This window comes from Mycobacterium sp. RTGN5, assembly GCF_033804465.1.
Lineage (GTDB): Bacteria > Actinomycetota > Actinomycetes > Mycobacteriales > Mycobacteriaceae > Mycobacterium.
The window spans coordinates 381,918-404,878 of record NZ_JAPZLA010000005.1 but is presented as its reverse complement, the minus strand read 5'-3'; the positions used below and the strand labels follow the sequence as shown (position 1 = coordinate 404,878).

23 protein-coding genes are annotated in these 22,961 nt (G+C 67.2%); 6 read left to right on the top strand and 17 right to left on the bottom strand.

Annotated features, from left to right (window positions below; genetic code table 11):
* On the top strand, positions 1-266 hold a 266-nt coding region (locus SLQ31_RS24040; protein WP_319436615.1), incomplete at its 5' end, for a hypothetical protein.
* A 162-nt stretch (positions 267-428) separates the two neighbouring features.
* Here the strand turns inward: SLQ31_RS24040 and tyrS are convergent.
* Entirely contained in the window at positions 429-1,700 is a 1,272-nt protein-coding gene (tyrS, locus tag SLQ31_RS24035; RefSeq protein ID WP_319436614.1) for a tyrosine--tRNA ligase, read from the bottom strand.
* A 27-nt stretch (positions 1,701-1,727) separates the two neighbouring features.
* Complete coding sequence (locus SLQ31_RS24030; protein ID WP_413642875.1) at positions 1,728-2,363, bottom strand: DNA-3-methyladenine glycosylase; 636 nt, start codon at positions 2,361-2,363, stop codon at positions 1,728-1,730.
* A gap of 35 nt (positions 2,364-2,398) precedes the next feature.
* Between SLQ31_RS24030 and SLQ31_RS24025 the strand changes: the two genes are divergently transcribed.
* From SLQ31_RS24025 to SLQ31_RS24015, 3 genes are read left to right on the top strand one after another with little or no spacing between them, the layout of a single operon-like run.
* On the top strand, positions 2,399-3,172 hold the full coding sequence (locus tag SLQ31_RS24025; RefSeq protein ID WP_319436613.1) for an ABC transporter ATP-binding protein: 774 nt from the start codon (positions 2,399-2,401) through the stop codon (positions 3,170-3,172).
* Positions 3,106-3,924: an ABC transporter permease gene (locus SLQ31_RS24020; RefSeq protein ID WP_319436612.1), complete on the top strand. Its 819-nt coding sequence runs from the start codon at positions 3,106-3,108 to the stop codon at positions 3,922-3,924. The genes SLQ31_RS24025 and SLQ31_RS24020 overlap by 67 nt, the downstream gene beginning before the upstream one ends.
* Positions 3,921-4,532, top strand: coding sequence for a TetR family transcriptional regulator (locus SLQ31_RS24015; RefSeq protein ID WP_319436611.1), 612 nt, complete (start codon positions 3,921-3,923; stop codon positions 4,530-4,532). Before SLQ31_RS24020 ends, SLQ31_RS24015 begins: the two co-directional genes overlap by 4 nt.
* Here SLQ31_RS24015 and SLQ31_RS24010 read toward each other — a convergent pair.
* The 3 genes from SLQ31_RS24010 to SLQ31_RS24000 all read right to left on the bottom strand — a co-directional run bounded on the left by SLQ31_RS24010 (position 4,529) and on the right by SLQ31_RS24000 (position 8,344).
* On the bottom strand, positions 4,529-4,729 hold the full coding sequence (locus SLQ31_RS24010; protein WP_319436610.1) for a Trm112 family protein: 201 nt from the start codon (positions 4,727-4,729) through the stop codon (positions 4,529-4,531). The genes SLQ31_RS24015 and SLQ31_RS24010 overlap by 4 nt on opposite strands.
* Before the next feature lie 7 nt (positions 4,730-4,736).
* Positions 4,737-5,291: a hypothetical protein gene (locus tag SLQ31_RS24005; protein ID WP_319436609.1), complete on the bottom strand. Its 555-nt coding sequence runs from the start codon at positions 5,289-5,291 to the stop codon at positions 4,737-4,739.
* Positions 5,292-5,362: 71 nt separating this feature from the next.
* A complete protein-coding gene (locus SLQ31_RS24000) occupies positions 5,363-8,344 on the bottom strand; it encodes an acyl-CoA synthetase (protein ID WP_319436608.1) in 2,982 nt (993 codons plus the stop codon).
* Between the two features lie 136 nt (positions 8,345-8,480).
* Between SLQ31_RS24000 and SLQ31_RS23995 the strand changes: the two genes are divergently transcribed.
* Entirely contained in the window at positions 8,481-10,268 is a 1,788-nt protein-coding gene (locus SLQ31_RS23995; RefSeq protein WP_319436607.1) for an ABC-F family ATP-binding cassette domain-containing protein, read from the top strand.
* Here SLQ31_RS23995 and SLQ31_RS23990 read toward each other — a convergent pair.
* Positions 10,265-11,488: an MFS transporter gene (locus SLQ31_RS23990; protein ID WP_319436606.1), complete on the bottom strand. Its 1,224-nt coding sequence runs from the start codon at positions 11,486-11,488 to the stop codon at positions 10,265-10,267. The two genes, SLQ31_RS23995 and SLQ31_RS23990, sit on opposite strands and share 4 nt — an antisense overlap.
* Before the next feature lie 37 nt (positions 11,489-11,525).
* Here SLQ31_RS23990 and SLQ31_RS23985 point away from each other — a divergent pair, with 37 nt between their 5' ends.
* Positions 11,526-12,839 carry a hypothetical protein gene (locus SLQ31_RS23985; RefSeq protein WP_319436605.1) on the top strand — a complete coding sequence of 438 codons (1,314 nt, stop codon included), beginning with the start codon at positions 11,526-11,528 and terminating at the stop codon, positions 12,837-12,839.
* Here SLQ31_RS23985 and SLQ31_RS23980 read toward each other — a convergent pair.
* From SLQ31_RS23980 to argC, 11 genes are read right to left on the bottom strand one after another with little or no spacing between them, the layout of a single operon-like run.
* Positions 12,817-13,332: a hypothetical protein gene (locus tag SLQ31_RS23980; RefSeq protein ID WP_319436604.1), complete on the bottom strand. Its 516-nt coding sequence runs from the start codon at positions 13,330-13,332 to the stop codon at positions 12,817-12,819. The two genes, SLQ31_RS23985 and SLQ31_RS23980, sit on opposite strands and share 23 nt — an antisense overlap.
* Positions 13,329-13,886: a hypothetical protein gene (locus tag SLQ31_RS23975; protein WP_319436603.1), complete on the bottom strand. Its 558-nt coding sequence runs from the start codon at positions 13,884-13,886 to the stop codon at positions 13,329-13,331. Before SLQ31_RS23975 ends, SLQ31_RS23980 begins: the two co-directional genes overlap by 4 nt.
* Positions 13,883-14,482 carry a hypothetical protein gene (locus tag SLQ31_RS23970; protein WP_319436602.1) on the bottom strand — a complete coding sequence of 200 codons (600 nt, stop codon included), beginning with the start codon at positions 14,480-14,482 and terminating at the stop codon, positions 13,883-13,885. The genes SLQ31_RS23975 and SLQ31_RS23970 overlap by 4 nt, the downstream gene beginning before the upstream one ends.
* A 31-nt stretch (positions 14,483-14,513) precedes the next feature.
* On the bottom strand, positions 14,514-15,926 hold the full coding sequence (gene argH, locus SLQ31_RS23965) for an argininosuccinate lyase (RefSeq protein WP_319436601.1): 1,413 nt from the start codon (positions 15,924-15,926) through the stop codon (positions 14,514-14,516).
* Positions 15,923-17,131 (bottom strand): argininosuccinate synthase, encoded by a 1,209-nt coding sequence (locus SLQ31_RS23960; RefSeq protein ID WP_319436600.1) that lies wholly within the window; start codon positions 17,129-17,131, stop codon positions 15,923-15,925. The genes argH and SLQ31_RS23960 overlap by 4 nt, the downstream gene beginning before the upstream one ends.
* Positions 17,132-17,155: 24 nt before the next feature.
* A complete protein-coding gene (locus SLQ31_RS23955; protein ID WP_319436599.1) occupies positions 17,156-17,641 on the bottom strand; it encodes an arginine repressor in 486 nt (161 codons plus the stop codon).
* On the bottom strand, positions 17,638-18,567 hold the full coding sequence (argF, locus tag SLQ31_RS23950) for an ornithine carbamoyltransferase (RefSeq protein ID WP_319436598.1): 930 nt from the start codon (positions 18,565-18,567) through the stop codon (positions 17,638-17,640). The genes SLQ31_RS23955 and argF overlap by 4 nt, the downstream gene beginning before the upstream one ends.
* Positions 18,564-19,730 carry an acetylornithine transaminase gene (locus tag SLQ31_RS23945; RefSeq protein ID WP_319436597.1) on the bottom strand — a complete coding sequence of 389 codons (1,167 nt, stop codon included), beginning with the start codon at positions 19,728-19,730 and terminating at the stop codon, positions 18,564-18,566. The genes argF and SLQ31_RS23945 overlap by 4 nt, the downstream gene beginning before the upstream one ends.
* Entirely contained in the window at positions 19,727-20,599 is an 873-nt protein-coding gene (gene argB, locus SLQ31_RS23940) for an acetylglutamate kinase (protein ID WP_319436596.1), read from the bottom strand. Before argB ends, SLQ31_RS23945 begins: the two co-directional genes overlap by 4 nt.
* Positions 20,596-21,819, bottom strand: a complete 1,224-nt coding sequence (gene argJ / locus SLQ31_RS23935) for a bifunctional glutamate N-acetyltransferase/amino-acid acetyltransferase ArgJ (RefSeq protein WP_319436595.1) — start codon at positions 21,817-21,819, stop codon at positions 20,596-20,598. The genes argB and argJ overlap by 4 nt, the downstream gene beginning before the upstream one ends.
* The gene (gene argC / locus SLQ31_RS23930) at positions 21,816-22,865 is read right to left on the bottom strand and encodes an N-acetyl-gamma-glutamyl-phosphate reductase (RefSeq protein WP_319436594.1); all 1,050 of its coding nucleotides are present in this window, start codon (positions 22,863-22,865) and stop codon (positions 21,816-21,818) included. Before argC ends, argJ begins: the two co-directional genes overlap by 4 nt.
* Positions 22,866-22,961: the final 96 nt, after the last annotated feature.

The following is a 22,961-nucleotide window of genomic DNA, read 5'->3' as shown; positions in this document are numbered from 1 at the left end:
GAGCCAGAATCAAACTCTCCAAACAAAAACAACCCATGACAAGCACAGGTGAATTCGAATCAGAACAATCTGACCTAACAAAAAGACACCAAACAAACTGGCATCAAAAAAAGATCGCCACACCCCAACACGGGGGTATCAAAGCATGGCAAAAAACAACAACAAACTATAAAACCACCAAACACACTATTGAGTTCTCAAACAACAACACCCGGCACCCTCACCGGCCGCGCAAACCACCCCGCGACTTTCGCCGCGTGCGGTAGGGCGGACAGTTGGAAACATCCCGGAGTTCGGGACTATTCCTTGAAGGTTACCATCGCGCTCTCCGGGCTGACCGGGTCGCGACGACCTGGATTAAGTTACGTGAGTGCTAACAGGGAGTCAAATCGCCTGCTAGATCCCGGTTTTCGCCGTCATCCAGAAACTCAAACCCGCTGTACCCCAGCGATATTCCGCTTCCCGCGCCGCAGCACCAACCAGCGACCGTGCAGAAAGTGGGACGGCTGTGCCACCCAGTCCTCGCCGTCGATCTTCTCGTTGTTGACCGATACCCCGCCCTCGGCGATCGTCCGCTTGGCGGCACCCTTGCTCGCGGACAGGCCGGTGGCCACCAAAAGGTCGACGATGCCGTCCGGGGCGCCCGGCGCCAGCTCGGCCACGGACGTCTCCCGCAGCGCGGCCGCCAGCGTCGGCTCATCGAGCCGGGATAGTTCACCGCGGCCGAACAGGGCCTGCGAGGCGTGTTCGACGGCATCGGTGGCGGCCTGTCCATGCACCAATGTGGTCAGCTCCTGGGCCAACCGGCGCTGGGCGGCCCGTTCATGCGGGCGGGTCGCCGTGGCTTCCGCAAGCTCGGCCAACTCGTCTGCGGACAGGAACGTGAACCAGCGCAGGTACTTGATCACGTCGGCATCGGCGGTGTTCACGAAGTACTGGTACCAGGCATATGGGCTGGTCATCTCGGGGTCCAGCCAGAGACTTCCCCCGCCGGTGGACTTGCCGAACTTCGTGCCGTCCGCCGAGGTGACCAGTGGCACCGTCAGCGCGTGGACGGTCGCACCCAACGTCTGACGGACCAATCGCACACCGGCGATGATGTTGCCCCACTGATCGGAGCCGCCGATCTGCAGCGCGCAGCCGTACCGCCGGTTGAGCTCCACGTAGTCGTTGGCCTGCAGCAGCATGTAGCTGAACTCGGTATAGGAGATGCCCTCCCCGTCCAGCCGGCGCCGGATGGTGTCGCGGTCGAGCATCACATTGACGGAGAAGTGCTTGCCGACGTCACGCAGGAAGTCGATGGCGCTCAGCTGCGAGGTCCAGCTCAGGTTGTTCTCGACGACAGCACCGCTGGCGGAATCGTCGAAGTCGACGAACCGTTCCAGCTGACCGCGAATCCGCTCGGCCCACTGCGCCACGGTGTCGGTGGTGTTCATCGTCCGCTCGCCGCTGTCACGAGGATCACCGATCATGCCCGTTGCGCCGCCGGCCAACACGATCGGCCGGTGCCCGGCCCGCTGGAATCGCCGAAGTGTGAGCAACGGCACCAGATTTCCCGCATGCAGGCTCGGCGCGGTGGGGTCGAATCCGCAGTAGACGGTCATCGGTGGTTGCGCGGCCGCGGCGGCAAGCGCGTCGATATCGGTGGACTGAGCGATCAGTTCGCGCCAGCCCAGCTCGTCGAGGATCGTCGTGCTCATGCGTTGATCCTCCCGCATGGGGTGCGCTCAGTCGCTCGCGCCCGGGAGTGGCGCGCGCGGACTGCGCCGGAAGGCCGACACTTCCGGGCGCCCGGTGAGCCACAAGCGCCACGGCCGATCGGCCGCCTGAGACACCCCGACCCGCGGCCCACTGCTCTGCAGACCACCTCCACCGAGTTGCAGCGTCACCGGCGAATCCGGGTCGAACACGTCGACGCCGTTGTCCTCCATCGCGACGCCCAGCGCCGAACACAGGTTGCCGGGCCCGCGGGCCAGCGCCGTCGGGCGCACCAATGCGCCCCGGCGGGCCTGGGCCAGATCCAGCCCCGACTCGATCGCGGCCGCCCGGATCAGCACCGCTGCCGCCGTGCCGTCCGGCCCACACACCACGTTGGCGCACACATGAATGCCGTGGCTTCGATAGGTATAGAGCCGACCGGGCGGACCGAACATCACCGTGTTGCGATTGCCCGGGCCCCGGAACGAGTGCGCGGCGGCATCCGGCCACGGCCCGTCCGGCGGGCCGCCGTACGCCTCGACCTCGACGATCAGTGCGCTGACTCCCCGGCAGCAGATCACCCCGCCGAGGAGCAGCCCGGCCGCCGAGACCGGGTCGGTGTCCAGCAGTTCGACGCTCACCAGAGGAAATTCTGCCCCAGGCATTGACCCGCCGGCATTCGGGGAGCATTATTCACCACGTGATGAGTTCATCGAGTGATGAATTATTGCCGGGTGATGCACCGGCCGCCGAAGCCGCGGTTCAGGCCCAGAACCTGAAAGTGGTGCGCGGTAAGCGGGTCGCACTGCACGACTTCTCCGTCCAGATCCCGCGCGGCACGATCACCGGGCTGCTGGGACCATCGGGCTGTGGCAAGACGACGCTGATGCGGAGCATTGTCGGCACTCAGATCGTGGCGTCCGGCACCGTCACCGTGCTTGGACATCCGGCCGGCTCCCCCGCGCTGCGTCACCGCGTCGGCTACGTCACCCAAGACCCGACCATCTACAACGACCTGCGCATCATCGACAACGTCCGCTATTTCGCGGCGCTCTACGGCGCTCCCCCGGAGACCGCCGACCAGGCGATCGACGATGTCGGACTGCGCGACCACGCCGGGGCCTACTGCGGCAATCTGTCCGGCGGCCAGCGCACTCGGGTGTCACTGGCCTGTGCCCTGGTCAGCCAGCCCGACCTCCTGGTGCTCGACGAGCCGACCGTCGGACTCGACCCGGTCCTGCGCGTCGATCTCTGGAACCAGTTCGACGCCCTGGCCCGCCGGGGCACCACCTTGCTGGTGTCCAGTCATGTGATGGACGAAGCCGACCACTGCAATGAGCTGCTGCTCATGCGCGAGGGCCGGCTGCTGGCCCACACCACCCCGGCCCGACTCAGAGAGGACACCGGATGCACGTCACTGGAGGAAGCGTTCCTCTCCGTCATCAGGCACAGCACCGCAACTCCCATAAGCTGAGCCCGCGCGCCTACCTCGCGACCACGGCCCGCATCCTGCGCCAGCTGCGCGCCGATCATCGAAGTGTCGCAATGATTCTCGTGGTACCCAGCGCGGTGATCACGCTGATGTACTTCATGTTCGACGACGTGCCGTCGTTCCCGGGCGCCGTGTCGCCGTTTCAGACCGCGTGCCTGATCCTGCTCGGGCTGTTCCCGCTGTTCGTGATGTTCCTGATCACGTCGATCACCATGCAGCGCGAACGGTCCTCCGGAACCCTGGAACGCATCCTCACCACCCCGCTGCGCCGGCTGGATCTGCTGGCCGCCTACGGCACGGCCTTCTCGGTCGCCGCTGCCGCGCAGGCGGTCCTGGCCTGCGTGGTGGCGTTCTGGCTGCTGGGGTTCGACACGAAGGGCAGTCCGTTCTGGGTGTTCGTCATCGCCGTCATCAACGCGGTGCTTGGTGTGGGCCTGGGATTGCTGGCAAGTGCGTTCGCCCGCACCGAGTTTCAGGCCGTGCAATTCATGCCGGTATTCATCGTCCCGCAGTTGCTGCTGGCCGGGATCATCGTGCCGCGCGATCAGATGCCGACCTGGCTGGAATGGATCAGCAACGCAATGCCGGCCAGCTATGCGCTGGAAGCCCTGCGGGAAGTCAACGCCCACACCGGACTGACCGATATCGCCATCCGGGACATCGTCGTGGTCCTGGCGTTCGCGCTGGTGGCGATGGCGCTGGCAGCGGCGACGCTGCGACGGCGCACTCCGTGAGCGCGGACCCGCAACCGAAACGTCCCGGCCGCCCCCGCGGCACCTCCGACACGCGAGACCGAATCCTAGTCAATGCGCGAGAGCTGTTCGCCCGCAACGGTATCGACAAAACATCGATCCGTGCGATCGCCGCGGCCGCCGGCGTCGACTCGGCATTGGTGCACCATTACTTCGGCACCAAGCAGCAGTTGTTCACCGCCGCGATCAACATTCCGATCGACCCGATGACCATTCTGGTACCGCTGCGGGATACGCCGGTCGAGGAACTCGGCCACGTCCTGCCCTCGATCTTGCTGCCACTGTGGGATTCGGAGATGGGCGCTGCGCTCATCGCCACGATTCGCTCGCTGATAGCGGGCTCCGACATCAGCCTGATCCGCTCGTTCCTGCAGGAGATCATCACCGCCGAGGTCGCACCCCGCATCGACAATCCGCCGGGAAGTGGGCGCCTGCGAGTGCAATTCGTCGCGTCGCAATTGGTGGGTGTGGTGATGGCCCGCTACATCATCGGCCTCGAACCGTTCGCGTCGCTGCCGGCGGAACGCGTTGCCGCGACGATCGCACCGACCCTGCAGCGCTATCTCACCGGGGACCTACCGACGGATTAAGACCCGGCCTGCGCCATCAAGCGCTCATGCTCTTCGGGTCCGACATCGACCGCCTCGTCGACCAGCAGCACCGGGATGCCGTCCTCGATGCGGTAGGCCTTGTGCAGGCGGGGGTTGTACAAAACCTCATCCACGAGGACCAGCGGACCGCGGTCGGCCGGGCACACCAGGATGTTGAGCAGCTTGTCGTCGAGCACAGTTCAGCTACTGGCCTGGCGGCAGGGGGTTGGCGGGGGCACCGCCACCGACCGGCACGCCGTTACCACCGATGGTCGGAGCGCCGTCGCTGGGCATCTGACCAGCGCCCATCACCGCATTGTTCTGCTGGCGCTCCTGCGCCTGCTGCAGAAGTGCCATCTGGGCGGCGATCTTCTGCTGGTAGCCCACGGTGTTCTGCAGCGCGGCGATCAGCGGCTTCTGGTTCGGGCGGTACTGCAGCGCGTTCTGGATCTCGGCGATGTTGGTCCGCGAGGGCTTGATGCCCTGGGCGCGCAACTTCATGACCTGCTTGATCAGGTTGGACATCTGGCCGCCGCCGGCGCCCATGTCGTACTCCTGATCAATGAAGGCCAGCAGCTGCTCGGCGCTCTGGAACTGCGGAACCCCGTTGCTGTCGGCGCTCGGGGTGGCCGGTGTGGTCGTCGGATCAGCCAGCGCCGGCTGCGTGCCCACCGCGACCAGCAGACCAGCGGTCAGGGCACCGATCGCCGTGCCGCGGACGGCGCGACGCCAGTGACGTGAAACGGTCTGGGTTGGCATGCATTCCTCCGACGCGTTGGCACCTGGGACTCTCGGCGAGCCTAACAGCGCTGCGCGACCTGGGCAGAAGCTCAGTCCTCGGTACCGGATAGATGAGCACGTGCCGCAGCCGTTAAGCGCTTGTACTTGCCCGTATCGGGCTCCAAGTGCCAGGCGTTACGAGACGCCTTCGGCACTCCCTCGGCCCGCAACGCCGACGCCGTCGGTCGAGAAGTGGCGCTGAGCGGGATTTCCGGCACCACGTGGACGACGTCGGGCGCCGGTCCGACCGGCATCGCCGCGAACGCGTCGGTGAGGTCGGCGCCGGTGACGGTCATGCCGGGCCGCAGCGTGATCGCGGTGACGGCGATCGTGCCGCCGGGCACGTCGACCCCGTATGTCGCGGCGACGTCGACCGCACCGATCCAGGTGACGGCGTCAGTGACCGACTCCGGGAACACCACACCGCGTGCGGTGCGGATCAGCAGCGGGCGGTTGCCCAGCAGCCAGAAGTCGCCGTCGGCGTCGCGGCGGAACACGTATTCGGTGGAGATCCAGGTGTCACCAGGGGCGAAGACTCCCCGCTTGACGGACGCGGTCGGGTCGATCGGCCCCCACGGCCGGGCCAGCAGCACGCCGACCTGGTTGGGTTCGGCGACCACGACGAACCCGCGGTCGTCCTCAAGGATCAGGTCGTCGGTCGCGTCGTAGGCGGCCAATTCGACCTGGCCGCCGCCGGGCAGCGGCCGGCCCTTGCTGCCGATTTTGGCCCCGGCCACGTTGGCCAGGACAGCCTGGCCATCGGTGGTGGCGAAGAACTCCACGATGTTCGCCGGCGCGAACGCCTCGACGGTCCGCAGCCACAGACCGGGCGGCATGCCCGAACCGATGAACAACCGGACCGGATGGTTGCCGCGCAGCAAGAGGGACGGTTCGACAGCGTCTTCCACCACGTCGCGCAGCATCGTCCAGGTGTAGGACACGACAGTCACGCCGTACTGGCGGATTTCGGCGCGGAAACGGTCGGGCTCCAGCCCGCGCGAGAGCGCGATCCGGGTGCCGCCGACGACCGCACCGCCGAGGCTGACCAGCAGCCCTGATTGATGGTGCAGCGGGGTCAGGCAGTAGACGGTGTCGCCGCGGCCAAGGGCGGCGGCCGAGGCCGTGCCGAACGCCGACAGCGCCCACCGGTAGTTGGTCATCTGCTTGGGCACCAAGACCCCGCCGACCGAATTGAAGGCGACGAAGGCCAGGTCACGGGCGAAACCAGGGTTGGGCCGGTACCAGCCCGGCAGCTCCACGGCGTCCGGGTCGATCTTCTCCATGTCGACGACGTTGCTGCCGCCGGGCAGATTGAGGTCACGGCTCTCGCCGCCACCGAGGACCAGCGCCTGGACCGGCAGCTTGAGCGCCGCCTCGAGGTTGCCCGGGTCGGTGATCACCTCGGTGACCCCGCCCAGCCGGACCGCCTCTTCGAGGTCGGCGTCCGGGGGCATCAGTACGGCGACCGCACCCAGCCGGGACAGCGCGGCGATGGCCACCAGTGCCGACGGCCGGGTGTCCATCAGCACACCGACCCGTCCGCCTTGACGGACGCCGACGCCGATGAGCCCGCGGACGACGTTGTTGATCCGGCGGTTGACCGCCTCATAGGTGTGCACCCGGCCGTCGAACAACAGGAATTCGCCGTTGGGGGCGCCCGCGGCCTGCTCGTCGATGATGCGGCCCAGCGAGATCCGGGTGTGGTCGTTGATCTGCCCCAGCCGGGTCAGTCTCGGCAGTGTGCGGGCGGTCTCCACCGCCAGCGTGCGCATCGACTTGTTGGCGTTGACCACCGCGTCGGCCGCGCCGCGCGCCGCCGACAGTGCCAGGCCCGAGACCTCGGCCGCCGTGTGCATCAGGCGCGCGGACAACGCCACCCCGCTCTCGTCGGCGTCGGCGGTGTTGTCCTGCATCGGCGCGATATTGGCCGGCCGGGAGTCCTGGCCGGCCTGCCAGCGCACCCAGTCCGCCACCGTCGGCCACGTGGCCGTCGCCGCCTTGGATCCCACGACCAGGCCGAAGTGGCCGGCCCGGATCATCACCTCGTAGACGTCGGCGGCGGGTGCGGCGCGTTTGATACCGCGCACCGACGCCGGCTGGCCGATGTCGTCGACCTCACCGATGAACGCCAGCACCGGGCAGGTGATGTCGGACAACGTCACCAGCTGGCCGTTGATCGCGAACCCGCCCGACATCATCCGGTTGTGCGCGATGAACTGCTTGAGCAGTTCGGACACCGCCGGGCCGGACCAGGCGATCCAGCCCTCCGAGTCCAGGAAGCGCCGCTGCTGCTCACGCGGCAGCAAGGCGTCGCGGTCGTGCAACTGGAACAGGAAGTCCAAGCGCGCCTTGGCGGTTTTCAGCGGGTCCAACATCTGAAATCCGGTGCGGGCCAGCCAGCCCGGGATGTCGATGTGATTGAAGACGTGGTCGGCCATGAAGTCGGCGGCGACCGCACCGAGGTTGGGCGGGATGCCCATCGGCAGGGCCGCCAGGGTGTCCACCGGCGAGCCGAACGCCACGATGCTGGCGATGTCTTTGGTGCGCCGGTAGGCCGCGGTCTGATAGCAGAACATGCCGCCCTGCGAGTAGCCGGCCAGATGCACGCTCTGGCCGGTGGCCTCCTTGACAGCGTCGATGGCCTCGCTGAGCGCGACAATGTGGTCGGTGAGGTTGCGTTCCATGCCGCCCTCGACCTCGTCGGGCGAACCGAAATCGATGACCCACGGGTCGATCCCGCCCGCGTGCACGATGCCGACGGCGCCGTCCTCGCGGGTGACGTCCCACATGTTCGCCGACATCATCATCGGGTGGACCATCAGGACCGGCGGCCCGGCGGGCCGCTGTCCCGGCCTGTTGTCCGGCGGGAAGTAGCGCCGCAGTTTGTACATCGGCTTGTTCTCGACGATCTGGAACGGCGAAGGCACCGCGCCGGTCTCCAGGCCGCCCCAGCGCAGCACCTCGAAGCCGTTCTGCGCCGTCGCCATCAGGCGTTCCACAGGCCTGGTGACCGCCGAGAAGTTCAGATCCACAGGTGTTCTCCCCTGTCCCACGTCGCTGTCCCACGTCGCTGTATAGGGCCCCGACAGCCAGGACATCATGGCATAACGCCCATCTGCGTCCCGGGCGTTTGGTGCCCCAGCGGGCACCACCAGTACCGTCTTCCCAGTGGCACACCTGCTCGGAGCTGAAGCCCTGCATCTGCAATTCCCGACGCAGGTGGTCTTCGAGTCGTTGACGGTCGGAGTCAACGAGGGCGACCGCATCGGCATTGTGGGCCGCAATGGCGATGGCAAATCGAGCCTGTTGGGCATGCTGACTGGCCAACTGACGCCCAACGCAGGGCGGGTGACCCGTCGCACCGGCGTCCACGTGGGCGCACTCGACCAAGCCGACACACTGGATGGCGACAGCACGGTCGGGCACGTTCTGGTCGGCGATCTGGCTGACCACGAGTGGGCCGGCGACGCTAAGGTCCGCGACGTCGTCGGCGGTCTGGTCGCGGACATCGCGTGGGATGCGCTGGTGTCCACGCTGTCTGGCGGTCAGCGCCGCCGCGTCCAGCTGGCCCAGTTGTTGATGGGCGACTGGGATGTGATCGCGCTGGACGAGCCCACCAACCACCTCGACGTGGAGGGCATCACCTGGCTGGCCGGGCACCTCAAGACACGTTGGGCCCGCACCAGCGGCGGCCTGCTGGTCGTGACCCACGATCGGTGGTTCCTCGACGAAGTTGCGTTGACGACGTGGGAGGTTCACGACGGTATCGTCGAACCGTTCGATGGCGGCTACGCGGCCTACATCCTGCAGCGGGTCGAACGGGATCGCCAGGCCGCGACGGTGGAGGCCAAGCGCCAGAACTTGATGAAGAAGGAGCTGGCGTGGTTGCGGCGCGGGGCGCCCGCTCGGACGTCGAAACCGAAGTTCCGCATCGAGGCCGCCAATCAGCTGATCGAAGACGTGCCACCACTGCGCAACCCGATCGAACTCGCCAAACTGGCGACCGCCCGGCTGGGCAAAGAGGTCATCGACCTGCTGGACGTCGGGGTGGATTACGACGGCCGACACGTGCTGCGCAATATCGAGTGGCGAATCGCGCCCGGCGAGCGCACCGGAATTCTCGGCGCGAACGGTGCCGGTAAGTCGACGCTGCTCGGCCTGATCGCCGGCACTGTCGCGGCCACCTCAGGTCGCGTGAAGCGCGGCAAGACCGTCAAGTTGGCGATGCTTGACCAGCAGGCAGGCATTTTGGCCGCCGTCGAGGGCGAGATGGTCCGCGAAGTTCTTGCCCAGCTGCAGACCGACTTTCAGGTCGACGGCAAGGACATCACGCCAGCACAGCTGCTGGAACGGCTGGGGTTCCGCCGCGAACACCTGTCCTCGCGGGTCGGGGAACTCTCCGGTGGCCAACGGCGTCGGCTCCAGCTGTTACTCACGATTTTGTCCGAGCCGAACGTGCTGGTCCTCGACGAGCCCACCAATGACGTCGACACCGACATGTTGGCGGCCACCGAGGATCTGTTGGACTCGTGGCCCGGCACGCTGATCGTGGTCTCGCATGACCGCTACCTACTCGAGCGCGTCACAGATCAGCAGTACGCGATCCTCAACGGTCACCTGCGTCATCTGCCCCGCGGCGTCGACGAGTATCTGCAGCTCGCCAAAGCGCAATCCACTGCCGTGACGCCGGACTCACCTACCCGATCCGGCTCTGCGCCGTCGACCGAGGCGCTGTCGGGTGCCGAGCTCCGTAACGTGCAAAAAGAGATCACGTCGATCGAGCGGTCATTGGTCAAACTTGACGGCCGCATCGCCGCACTGCACGCCGAGCTAGCCGCACACGATCAGTCCGACCACATCGAAATTGGAAGGCTGACAATGGAATTGCGCAGTCTCGAGGACGAAGTGGCCGCGGCCGAAGCCCGCTGGCTGGAGCTCTCGGAGCTGGTCGACTAGGCAGGCTGGTTGTGCGGGACGGCGCCGGGCATCGGAAAGACGCGAACCAGCAGTAACCCGGCCGCTGCGAACAAGCCGCAGATCAGGATCGTGGTGCTTACCCCGACCTGGGTCGCGATGAGGCCGAACAGGAAACTGCCCGCGGCCAGCGAACCCTGAAGGACCACCGTGTAGAACGACGTCATCAGACCGCGCATCTCGTCTGGCGCCGCCGTCTGCACCGACCACTGGTGAGCGACGGTCAGAATGCCCCAGCCGAATCCGGCGACCAGCAGGAACGACGCGTCGAGCAGCATGCTGTCCCACTGGCTGACGCCAAGCACCGCCAGTGAAAAAAAGGTCAGCGCAACGGAACTCAGCGTGTTCATGGCGGCCCGGTCCTGCAACCATGGCATGAGGGCGACCGCGGACACCGTGCCCACCGCGAGCGCCGTCAGCAGCCCGCCGTAGCCGATCACCTCGGTCTGGATGTTCAACTTGGCTTCCAGCGGCAACAGGGCGACCATGCCCGAGCACGGCAGCATGAACACGACACAGCGGATCATCGGCCCGTACAACGGGCGCGACGTCCGAAGGTACCCCCAGCCGTGGGTGAACGACTGTGCCGCCTCACCGAAGGATCCGGCGTCGGTGCGGTCACCGGATTTCGGCACCCGCCTCACCACAGCCATCATCACGAGGTGGGACAGGCCACGGGTGCCGAACACAATGAGCGCTCCCCTGGTGCCGACCAACACGCCACCGAGCAGCGGGCCGGCCACCTGGGCGAGCTTGTTGCTGAGCGAGTTCAGCGAGATCGCGCCGACGAGTTGATCCGACGGAAGTAGCTGGTGCAGAAAGGGTTTCCAGGCGGCCTGCTGGAACACCAGTCCGATTCCGATCAACGCCAGCCCCGCGAGCAGCCAGGCGGGATTCAGGTGGTGGCCGAGGGTGACGACCGCCAGCCCCGACACACACAGCAGCATCCAGGTGTGCGCACCGAGCAGCAGCCGCCGGTGGCCGTAAAGATCCGACATGATCCCGGCGGGGATCCCGAGCACCAGGAACGGGAGGCTGGTGACGGTCTGCACCATGCTCACCAGCAGGGGATTCGACGTCATCGTCGTCATCACCCAGGCGGCGCCCAGCAGCAACATGACCAGACCGAAACTGGTCAGCAGGTTCGCCGACCACAGTTCGCGGAACTGGCGCAGCCGAAAGAGCGCATATCCCCCACTCACCCCGGAAAGTTATCAGCGCATTCCTAGAATGTCCGGTATGCGCTACCTGTTGCGGCCGTTCAGCGTCTGGGCGCGGTACTTCCCGCAACTGATTGCCTGCTATCTGCTGGGTCTGCTTGGCCGGCACCTGGCGATCGATTGGGCAGCATGGGCCGGCTACGACAATGACTGGTGGGCCTCGCTGATCATGCCGCTGGCCGGTATGGCGCGGCTGGGCTCATATGTGGCGATGTTCCTGGTGCTGCGTGCGGCGTTCCCGGTACTGGCCACTTTCGGCCGCCGTCCGGCCCGCAGCATCGATCTGTTTTCCACCGTCATCGTGCCGTTCTTCGCGGTCTATCTGGCCTGGCAGATGTTCCGGGAGGACTGGCTCGCGTTCGAGAGCCGAGCCCTGACCTACCGCATCGGTGACTCGATGATGGCCGTGGCAGCCGGAGGGCCACCGACTGAACTGCATCCGCAATCGCTGCCCGTCGGGGCGGGCACCTGGGTGTTGATCGGCGCAGCGTTGGTGATCCGCACGGTGTTGAGCAAGCTCAAGGACCGATTGCCGTCGTGGCTCGTCGCGGTCCGGCTCTATGTCGATGCGCTCTGGGTGTTCCTGGTGCTGAGCTTCTCGGTCAATCAAGGCCTGACGGTGCTCATCAATCCGACCGGGTGGATCGCGCAGCGCCGAATCATGGTGTGGCTCAGTAGCACCCGGGCCGACCTGTTCTCACATTTCGCGCCGCTGGAGAAGGTCTGGGACGCGGTCATGTGGACGCTGGGCACCGCGTTCGGCGGCGCGGCAGTCCCGCTGATCTGGCTGGCGCTGGCCGGCATCGTCTACGGCGTCACACTGACCACCGGCTGGCGCAGCGTGGCCCAGCGAGTCGTCGGCCGTCGTGCCAACGTGGTCTTCGAGCGATCCGCCCCGGCCGGCAAGCGGTGGCAGAAGCGCTGGACCGGAGTACCGAAGACGCTGCGGGAGAAGGTCACCGAGCACGCCGTCGGGCAGCTCGGCAAATTCCGCCCGATCACCGACTCGGCGCGCGTCGTGCTGCACGCCGGCGTGCTGGCGCTGGCACTGTATGTCCTGGCCTATGCCGGTCTGGCGTGGCTGGATATGAGCGGCAGCTTTTACCGGGCGCAGCTCGGCGACAGCTATCTGCTGCGCGGTGCGGCGTGGCTGCTGGGTCCACACCCGGAGCCGTTCTGGGACGGGTTCGGCCAGACGCTGAGCCTGATTTCGCACGCCATCATCGAACCCCTGCGAATCTGCTTGATCGCCAGCACCTTTGCATATTGCCTGGAGCAGGTCGTCCAGGATCCGGCGCCGCAGCAGCCGGCTACAGCTCCAGTCGTACCCTGATCCGACCGTCCAGATCGAGCACGTCGACCGCAGTCGGTACGACATCATCCGGCAGCAGGAAACTGAACTGCACCGGCCCTTTGCCCGTGCAGCGGTTGGACGCGCCGTCTGCCACCGGCGGGCCGTACCCCGTCAGCCCCTCAGCCTGCCAGCGGCGCGGACCATCGGTGATCATGCCGGTGCACATGTCCCCATCGGGGGCACCGGTCCGGGCGATCGAGACCACCTCCAGCACCGTGCCGGCCGGTAGCGGCTTGGCCCCCGGGCCGCCCGCCTTGTCGAGGTGGCGGACCCCGGTGATGGTCCACGTCTGCCCGTCGAACGACCCGGTTTGACCCGCTGCCACGACATGAGCCGGGGCGACGGTATGCCGGTAGCGCGACCAGTCCGGAGCCAGATCGGTCACCACGAGCACCGTGAGCGCGAGTGCGGCGACGACAGCGCCGATGATGTTGCGCTGCCACAACGTGGCGGGCACTCGGAGTCGGCTCATTGTTTCACCGTCTCGGCCGGCGGCACGACGATCACCTGCGGCCGGTTGACGCTGGCGTCGCCGAGCGGAATGTCGATGACCAACCGCGAGTTGAGCCGCTCGTCACCGTCCCACACCCGCAGCACGACCGATTTCACCGAGTTCAGCAGGTCCACCGGAACGTCGAAGATCCACGCGCAGCGCAGCGTGAGGCCGGGCTGCACCATGGCATTGGTCGACAGCAGCCGATCGGTCGGCGCGTAGGTGTTGGGTCCTACCTGCAGATCGGCGCGCGGCAGCACGGGCGCATTCTTGACGTCCAGCGAGGTCGCCGCCATCAGCCAGGTCCCGGCCGCGGCGACCGGCTTGCCCGACGGCTTCTGGATCGTCGCGGCGATGCCGGCGCCGGTCACGATGGCCGAGAGGTTCTCCCCCACCGCTTCAGTATTGATCCCGGCGTGCACATCGAATGGCGCATAGATGTCGGACGGGGCAGGCAGGTGATGCCAGATCAGCGCGGCCAGTGCGACCGCGACAACGGTGAGCACTGCGGCGCCTGCGGACCGGCGGTTCACGGCGCCACCTTGACCGGGACGGTGACCTGGCCGTAGTCGGTGAGACTGTCCACCCAGGTCTGGCCGTAGGTGACCATCAGTTCGTGGAACTGCTTTTTCCAGACTCGCAATGTCACCGAATCACCATCGCGCAGTGCATCTTCCGGCAGTGTCCACAGTGTCGCGACCTGCTCGCTCAGGCCCGGCCCGAGCCGGGTGATGCGGCTGCCGTCGGCGATCCGAAACACCCCGAAAAAACGTTTGCCCGGCTCGTCGTGGAGATCGAGTTCGTTGTCGACCGAGGCGGGTACGGTGCCGTCGTTACGCAGTGTCGCGACGACGGCGAGATAGCGCAGGCCCGCGGCCTTCGGCGCCACCAGCCATGTGCCCGCGCGGACCTCGCGCGGAAACGACGCACGGTCGATGGTGATGGTGAATGCACCGTCGCTGAACTGGTCACCCGGTTTGAACGGGGTCACGGTGGTGCTGACGGTGTCCAGACCGCCGAACAGGGCGGTGGCCGCCAGGAGCGCCACCGTCAGCAGTTGGCCCATCTGCGAGAACCCGAGCCCGGCGAACCAGCGCCGGACCCGCCCCCCAGCCTGTGTGCCCGCCACGACAACGATCGTAGTGGGTCTGACAACGGGGTCAGCGTCGCAAACGAATCCGCAACCTGTCCGCGGTATCTCGCACGACGCCGAGTTGGTTGGCCACCTGCACCGGCGCCGTTCCACCGCGGGCGTCGCGGGAGGACACCGATCCGCCGATGGTCAGCACCTCACGTACCTCGGCGGTGAGCTCCGCGCTGATCTGGGCCAGCTCGTCGTCGGTCAGCTCATCGAGCCCGACGCCGCGACCCTCGGCTGCACGTACCGCTTCCCCGGCGGCTTCGTGGGCCACCCGGAACGGCACCCCTCGGCGCACAAGCCATTCGGCGACGTCGGTGGCCAGGGTGTAGCCGGCCGGGGCCAGCGCCGCCATCCGTTCGGTGTCGAATAGCAAGGTCGCGACCAGCCCCGCCATCGCGGGCAGCACCATCTCCAACTGCGCGACGGAGTCGAACACCGGTTCCTTGTCTTCCTGCAGATCCCGGTTGTAGGCCAGCGGCTGGGCCTTCAGGGTGGCGAGCAGACCGGTGAGGTTGCCGATCAGCCGCCCGGACTTGCCGCGGGCCAGCTCGGCGATGTCCGGGTTCTTCTTCTGCGGCATGATCGAACTGCCAGTGGACCAGGAGTCGTGCAGCGTGGCGTAACCGAATTCGGTTGTGCTCCACAAGATGATGTCCTCGGCCAGCCGGGACAGGTCGACGCCGATCATCGCCAGCACGAAGGCGGCTTCCGCCGCGAAGTCCCGGGATGCCGTGGCGTCAATCGAATTGTCCGCCGCCGCAGCGAATCCCAGCTCTTCCGCGATCGCGTCGGGATCCAGGCCCAGCGACGAGCCGGCCAGCGCGCCAGAACCGTAGGGCGATATCGCGGTCCGGTCGTCGAAGTCGGCGATGCGGTCGACGTCCCGCAACAGCGGATGGGCGTGGGCCAACAGATGATGCGCCAGCAGGATCGGCTGAGCGGCCTGCAGGTGGGTTTTGCCGGGCATGATCGCGGTCGGGTGCGCGGCGGCCTGCGTCGCCAGTGCCGACACCACTTCGAGCGCACCGTCTGCGACGCGGCGCATCGCGTCGCGCAGCCACATCCGAAACAGCGTGGCCACCTGGTCATTGCGGGACCGGCCTGCCCGCAGCCGGCCGCCGAGATCGGGGCCGACCCGGTCGATGAGGCCGCGTTCAAGTGCCCCGTGCACGTCCTCGTCGGTGACCAGCGGGGTGAAGCTGCCGTCGGCGACGTCTTGTCCCAGGCTGTCCAAACCGGCGAGCAGCCCGTCACGCTGCTCGTCAGTCAGCAAGCCCGCCCCGTGCAGCACCTTGGCGTGTGCCTTGGAGGCGGCGACGTCATACGGCGCGAGCACCCAGTCGAAATGCGTGGACTTGCTCAGCGCCGCCAGCGCGGGCGCGGGCCCGTCGGCGAAACGCCCACCCCACAGCGAGCCCTCGTTGGTGCTCACGTCTGATTGCCTGCCAAGTCCCGCCGTGCGGCGATCTTCGACGACAGGCCGTGCACGTGCACGAAGCCCTTGGCCGACGACTGATCGAAGGTATCCCCCTCGTCGTACGTCGCCAGATTGAAGTCGTACAGCGAGGTCGGGCTGCGCCGTCCGTTGACGGCAATGTGCCCGCCGTGCAACACCATCCGGATCTCACCGGTCACATGTTCCTGAGTGTTGGCCACGAACGCTTCCAGCGACCGCTTCAGCGGCGAGAACCACAGGCCGTCATAGACCAGCTCGCCCCACTTGCGGTCGGTCGTGCGCTTGAACCGGCCGAGCTCACGCTCCAGCGTCACGTGCTCGAGCTCGGTATGCGCGGTGATCAACACCATCGCGCCTGGGGCTTCATAGATTTCCCGGCTCTTGATGCCGACCAACCGGTCCTCGACGACGTCGAGACGGCCGACGCCCTGGGCACCGGCGCGCCGGTTGAGCTCGACGATCGCCTCCAAGACGGATACACCGCGCCCATCTACGGATACCGGCACCCCCTTCTCGAAGCCGACGATCACTTCGTCGGGGGTGTTCCAGTTGAGCGTCGGATCCTCGGTGTAGTCGTAGACATCCTTGGTGGGGGCATTCCAAAGATGCTCAAGGAAGCCGGTTTCCACCGCACGGCCCCACACGTTCTGGTCGATGGAGAACGGCGACCGCTTGCTGACGTTGATCGGGATGGCGTTCTCCTCGGCGAACGCGATCGCCTTCTCCCGGGTCCAGGCGTAGTCACGGACCGGGGCGAGCACCTCCAGATCGGGTGCCAGCGAGGCGAATCCGACCTCGAAGCGGACCTGGTCATTGCCCTTACCGGTGCAGCCGTGCGCGACGATACCGCCGCGGTGTTCACGCGCCGCAGTCACCAGGTGCTTGACGATCAGCGGCCGGCTCAGCGCCGACACCAGCGGGTAGCGGTCCATGTAGAGAGCATTGGACTGGATGGCCGGCAGGCAGTATTGCTCGGCGAACTCGTCGCGGGCATCGACGACGACCGCTTCGACGGCGCCGCAATCCAGGGCACGCTGGCGAACGACGTCCATGTCCTCGCCGCCCTGGCCGAGATCGATGGCCACGGCCACGACCTCTTTACCGGTCTCCTTGCCGATCCAGCTGATCGCCACCGAGGTGTCCAGGCCGCCGGAATACGCCAAGATGACGCGTTCGGACATGAAGTGCTCCTTTATCTTTGGTCTCTAGTGAATGGTCTCGAACATGGTGGCCAGTTGCGCGCCGGTCATCGGCTCGCGGGCCACCACAAAGATCGTGTCGTCACCGGCGATCGTGCCGACGACGTCGGGCAGCGCTGCCCGGTCGATGGCACTGGCCAGGTAATGGGCCGCCCCGGGCGGAGTCCGCAGCACGGCCAGGTTGCCACTGGCGTCGGTGGACACCAGCAGATCGGCGAGCAGGCGTGAGACGCGCTCAGTGCCGCCCGACACCCCCCGCACCGGACTGCCGTCCTCGGGCACTACGTATACGCCGACGCCGCCATCGGCGCCGCGCAGCTTGACCGCGCCGAGCTCCTCGAGGTCGCGGGACAACGTCGCCTGAGTGACGTCGATCCCCTCGTCGGCGAGCAGGGTCGCAAGCTCACTCTGGCTGTGCACCGACTGCGAGGACAGGAGCGCCACGATCCGGGCTTGACGCCCGGCTCGGGTGGTACTGACCTCGCTGGTCATGGTCGCTCCAGCAGCCACACCAGCAGCGCCTTCTGTGCATGCAGCCGGTTCTCGGCCTCGTCCCACACCGCGCTGTGTGGTCCGTCGAGCACCTCATCGGTGATCTCGTGCCCGCGGTGCGCCGGAAGGCAATGCAGTACAACGGCTTCGGAGTCAGCATGGCCGAGCAGGCCGGCGTTGAGCTGGAACGGGCGGAATGGTCCGACACGGTCCAGTCCGTCGTTCTCCTGCCCCATCGACGTCCACGTGTCGGTGACCAGCACATCGGCACCCTTGGCACCGGCCACCGCATCCGCGGTCAGCGTGACCGTGGCGCCAGTCTGCTGGCCCCTCTGCTGGGCCGCGGCGACGAACAGCGGGTCGGGTTCGAACCCGGCCGGGGCGGCGATCGTGACGTGAATGCCTGCGGTGACTCCGCCGAGCATCAGCGAGTGCGCCATGTTGTTGGCGCCGTCACCGAAGTAGGTCATCCGCAGCCCGCTCAGTGAGCCCTTGCGTTCGGCAAGGGTCTGCAGGTCGGCGAGCACCTGGCAGGGGTGACACTCGTCGGACAGCGCGTTCACGACCGGAACCGTTGCCCCGAAAGCCATTGCGTTGAGCCGCTGCTGGGCGAAGGTGCGCCAGACGATGGCGTCGACGTAGCGCGACAGCACCCGCCCGGTGTCCTCGAGGGTCTCCTCCCGGCCGAGCTGGGTGGCGCGGCCGTCCACCACGACGGCGTGCCCACCGAGTTGGGCGACGCCCATCTCGAAGGAGAACCGGGTGCGGGTGGAGTTCTTGTCGAAGATGACCGCAACACCGCGCGGGCCCTCGAGCGGGCGCCGGCTCATCGGGTCTTTCTTGAGTGCCGCGGCCAGCTCCAGGATTTCGGCCTGCTCCTCGGGAGTCAGGTCGTCGTCGCGCAGAAAGTGCCTCAGGGTGCTCATTGGGCCGCCTCGTCCAGGATCGCCGGTAATGCCGTCAAGAAGTCATCGATCTGAACTTCGGTGATGATCAGCGGAGGTGCGAGCCGGACCACGTCCGGTGCGGCCGCGTTCACCAGGAATCCGGCATCGCGAGCGGCGATTTCGACGGCCTTGCCCTGCGGTGCGGTCAGCACCACACCGCGCAACAGCCCGCGTCCTCTGACGTGGTCGACGAGCGGATGGCCCAGCGACTCGATGCCGTGGCTCAGCGACTTGCCGAGCAGATCGGCGCGGTTCACCAGGTCTTCGGCGGCCAGCACCCGCAGCACCGCCAGCGCGGCCGCGGTGCACACCGGGTTGCCGCCGAAGGTGCTGCCGTGCAGTCCGGGCGTCAGCAGGTCCGCCGTGGGACCGACGGCCAGGCATGCCCCGATCGGCAGTCCCCCGCCGAGACCCTTTGCCAGCGTGATGATGTCGGGGCTGATGCCGTCGTGCTGATGAGCGAAGAAGGTGCCGGTGCGCCCGACCCCGGTCTGGACCTCGTCAAGGACAAGCAGCGCACCGTGCCGGCTGGTGATCTCGCGCGCGGCCACCAGGTAGCCCTCCGGCGGTACGACGACGCCGCCCTCGCCCATGATCGGCTCGAGGAACAACGCGGCGGTGTCATCGGTGACAGCGGCTTCGAGCGCGTCAACGTCCCCGTACGGCACGTGCGTGACGTCGCCGGGCAGCGGTTCGAACGGCGCCTGCTTGGCCGGTTGTCCGGTCAGGGCAAGCGAACCCATCGTGCGGCCGTGGAAGGCGCCTTCGGCGGCAACGAGTTTGGTGCGCCCGGTCAGCCGGGTGATCTTGAAGGCGACCTCGTTGGCCTCGGTGCCGGAGTTGCAGAAGAACACCCGCGCCGGGGCGTCGAGCTGGTCGAGGAGTGCCTCGGCCAGCGCGATACCCGGTTCGGTGGCATACAGATTCGACGTGTGGCCCAGGGTGTTGAGCTGGGTGGTGACGGCCTCGATGATCGCGGGGTGACGATGGCCGAGGATGTTGACCGCGATGCCGCCGAGCAGGTCGAGGTAGGACTTGCCGTTCTCGTCGGTCACCACGGCACCGTCACCGCTGGCCAGTGCCAGCGGCGGTGTGCCGTAGTTGTCCATCATGACGTCGGACCATCTCTCGATCAGGCTCATGTGGGAATCACTTTCGTGCCGGTGCCTTCGTCAGTGAATAGTTCGACCAGCACACAGTGTTCGACGCGGCCGTCGATCACGTGCGCGCTGGGTACCCCGCCCTCGACGGCCCGCAGGCAGGCCTCGATCTTGGGGATCATGCCGGTCTCCAGGCTGGGCAGCAGGCCGGTCAGGGTCGCCGTGTCGATCTGGCTGACCAGCGAATCCCGGTCTGGCCAGCGGGTGTAGAGGCCTTCGACATCGGTGAGCATCAACAGCTTCTCGGCGCCAAGCGCTTCCGCCACGGCGGCGGCGGCGGTATCGGCATTGATGTTGTGCACCACGCCGTCGATGTCCGGGGCGATCGTCGAGATCACCGGAATACGGCCGGCGGCAATGAGATCCAGTACCGCGGCGGTGTTGACCCGCTCGACGTCGCCGACCAGGCCGATGTCGGTGACCACTCCGTCGACCGTGACCCCGCGCCGCACCGCGGTGAACAGGTGCGCGTCCTCGCCGGTGATACCGACGGCATAGGGGCCGTGGGCATTGATGAGATTCACCAGCTCACGACCGACCTGGCCGAACAGCACCATGCGGGCGACGTCGAGCACCTCGGGGGTGGTGACCCGGAAGCCGCCCTTGAATTCCCCTGCGATGCCGAGCCGTTTGAGCATTGCGCTGATCTGCGGTCCGCCGCCGTGCACCACCACCGGGTGAATGCCGGCGTTGCGCAGGAAGACCATGTCGTCGGCGAAGGCGGCCTTGAGCCGGTCGTCGGTCATCGCGTTGCCGCCGTACTTGACGACGACGATCTTGTCGTGCAGCGCCTTGAGCCAGGGCAGCGCCTCGGCGAGGATCGCAGCTTTGGTGTTCACGGTTGCGGTCATGAGCTGTAGGCCGAGTTTTCTTCGACGTAGGCGTGGGACAGGTCAGTGGTGCGGATGGTCGCCTGCCCGTCGCCGAGCTTCAGGTCGACGGTGACGTCGATATCGGCACCGGCCAGGTCCACGTCTCGGGCCCCGGGTGCGCCTGCGCCGTCGACACAAACCGGGAAGCCGTTGAACGACACGGTGATCCGCTGCGCATTGATCTCGAAGGGCACCATGCCGACCGCGGCCAGCACCCGGCCCCAGTTCGGGTCGGAGCCGAACAGCGCCGTCTTGACCAGGCTGTCGCGCGCGACGATCCGGGCCGCGATCACAGCGTCGTCGTCGGTCAGTGCGCCGGTGACGGTGATCGCGATCCGCTTGGTGACGCCTTCGGCGTCGGCCTGCAGCTGCGCGCACAGGTCGTCGCACACCCGCAGCACCGCCGCGTCCAGATCCTCTTGGCTGGGCGCGATCTCGCTGGCGCCGGAGGCCAGCAGCAGCACGGTGTCATTGGTCGAGCAGCTGCCGTCGACGTCGAGGCGGTCGAAGGTTTTGGCGGTGGCCCGGCGCAGGGCGGTGTCCAGCGCGACGGCGTCGGCCACCGCATCGGTGGTCAGCACCACCAGCATGGTGGCCAGCGAGGGTGCGAGCATCCCGGCACCCTTGGCCATGCCGCCGACCGTCCAGTTCTCCCCCGACTCGATCGAGTGGTGCAGCGCAACCTGTTTGGGCACGGTGTCGGTGGTCATGATGGCGCGCGCGGCTTCCTCACCGCCGGTGAGCCCGCCACCGAGTTCGTGGACGATCTCGGTCACGCCGGACAGGACCTTCTCCATCGGCAGGCGATCGCCGATCAGACCCGTCGAGCAGATCGCGACCTCGACCGGTCCGGTCTCGGTGCCCCATTCACTGAGCGCGGCGGCGACGGCTTCAGCAGTGGCGTGGGTGTCCTGGAAGCCGCCCGGCCCGGTGCACGCGTTGGCGCCACCGGAATTCAGCAGCACCGCGCGCAGCCGGCCGGTGCTGAGCACCTGCTGGCTCCACAGCACCGGGGCGGCCTTGACCTGGTTGCGGGTGAACACCCCGGCGGCCGCATAGTCGGGGCCTTCGTTGAACACCAGCGCCAGGTCCAGTGCACCCGAGGCCTTGATGCCTGCGGCGATCCCTGTCGCACGGAAGCCGGCGGGGGCGGTAACCCCTTGATTCCGAACCAGTTTGGTCTCATTTGTGACCGTCACGGCGCCACTCCCACGATCGATAATCCTTCGGTCTCCGGCCAGGCCAGCGCGAGGTTCATCGACTGCACCGCCGCACCGGCCGTGCCCTTCACCAGGTTGTCGATGGCGCACACCGCGACCAGAACGCCGGCGTCGACGTCGACGGCCACGGCCAATTGCGCGGCGTTGCTGCCGATCACCGCACCGGTGCGGGGCAGCTGGCCTTCGGGCAGCAGGTAAATGAAGGGCTCCGCGTCGTAAGCCTTCTCGTAGGCCGCGCGGATCTCGGACACCGACGCCTGAGTCCGGGCGGTGCAGGTGGCCAGGATGCCGCGTGAGGTCGGGATCAGCACCGGCGTGAACGAGACGGTGACGGTGCGATCGGTGACCGCGCGCAGACCCTGGGCGATCTCCGGGGTGTGCCGGTGCGCACCGGCGATGCTGTAGGCCCGCGCCGAGCCGATCACTTCCGAGCCCAGCAAGTCGACCTTGGCAGCGCGGCCCGCACCCGACGTGCCGCTGACCGCGACGACGGTGACAGCCGGCTCGACGAGGTCCGCGGCGACGGCGGGCAGCAAGGCCAGCAGCGCGGCCGTCGGATAACAGCCGGGCACCGCGATCCGGGTGGCCCCACGCAGCCGGTCCCGGCCGCCGGGCAGTTCGGGCAGCCCGTACGGCCAGCTGCCGGCGTGCGGGGAGCCGTAGAAACGCTGCCAGTCGTCGGCGTCGGTGAGCCGGAAGTCAGCGCCGCAGTCGATGATCAGGGTGTCGGGGCCGAGCTGTTCGGCCAGGGCCGCGGAATGGCCGTGCGGCAGGGCAAGGAACACCACGTCATGACCGGCAAGGATGTCGAGCTCGGTGGGCTCGAGCACCCGGTCGGCCAGCGGCAACAGATGCGGGTGATGCTCCGAGAGCTGGGTGCCCGCGCTGGCAGCGGCGGTGAGCGCACCGATGGTCAGGCGGCCACCCGTGTACGCCGGATGCCCGAGCAACAAGCGCAGGATCTCACCGCCGGCATAGCCACTGGCGCCGGCAATCGCCACCGAAGTCATGCGCCGATTCTGCATGGTTATGCAGAACGATGCAAATACATTCCAGATGGGTTCGCCGAGATCGACGAAATGGCGCGATCTACTCGCACAAGTTCGCCCGTTTGTCGGTTT

Excerpts from the sequence above, each read along its gene's own strand:
- tyrS (WP_319436614.1), bottom strand. The coding sequence starts at position 1,700 with ATGAGCACGACGATCCTCGACGAGCTGGGCTGGCGCGAACTGATCGCT.
- SLQ31_RS24030 (WP_413642875.1), bottom strand. The coding sequence starts at position 2,363 with ATGCCTGGGGCAGAATTTCCTCTGGTGAGCGTCGAACTGCTGGACACC.
- SLQ31_RS24020 (WP_319436612.1), top strand. The coding sequence starts at position 3,106 with ATGCACGTCACTGGAGGAAGCGTTCCTCTCCGTCATCAGGCACAGCAC.
- SLQ31_RS24005 (WP_319436609.1), bottom strand. The coding sequence starts at position 5,291 with ATGCCAACCCAGACCGTTTCACGTCACTGGCGTCGCGCCGTCCGCGGC.
- SLQ31_RS23985 (WP_319436605.1), top strand. The coding sequence starts at position 11,526 with ATGCGCTACCTGTTGCGGCCGTTCAGCGTCTGGGCGCGGTACTTCCCG.
- SLQ31_RS23980 (WP_319436604.1), bottom strand. The coding sequence starts at position 13,332 with ATGAGCCGACTCCGAGTGCCCGCCACGTTGTGGCAGCGCAACATCATC.
- SLQ31_RS23960 (WP_319436600.1), bottom strand. The coding sequence starts at position 17,131 with ATGTCCGAACGCGTCATCTTGGCGTATTCCGGCGGCCTGGACACCTCG.
- SLQ31_RS23955 (WP_319436599.1), bottom strand. The coding sequence starts at position 17,641 with ATGACCAGCGAGGTCAGTACCACCCGAGCCGGGCGTCAAGCCCGGATC.
- argF (WP_319436598.1), bottom strand. The coding sequence starts at position 18,567 with ATGAGCACCCTGAGGCACTTTCTGCGCGACGACGACCTGACTCCCGAG.
- SLQ31_RS23945 (WP_319436597.1), bottom strand. The coding sequence starts at position 19,730 with ATGAGCCTGATCGAGAGATGGTCCGACGTCATGATGGACAACTACGGC.
- argB (WP_319436596.1), bottom strand. The coding sequence starts at position 20,599 with ATGACCGCAACCGTGAACACCAAAGCTGCGATCCTCGCCGAGGCGCTG.
- argC (WP_319436594.1), bottom strand. The coding sequence starts at position 22,865 with ATGCAGAATCGGCGCATGACTTCGGTGGCGATTGCCGGCGCCAGTGGC.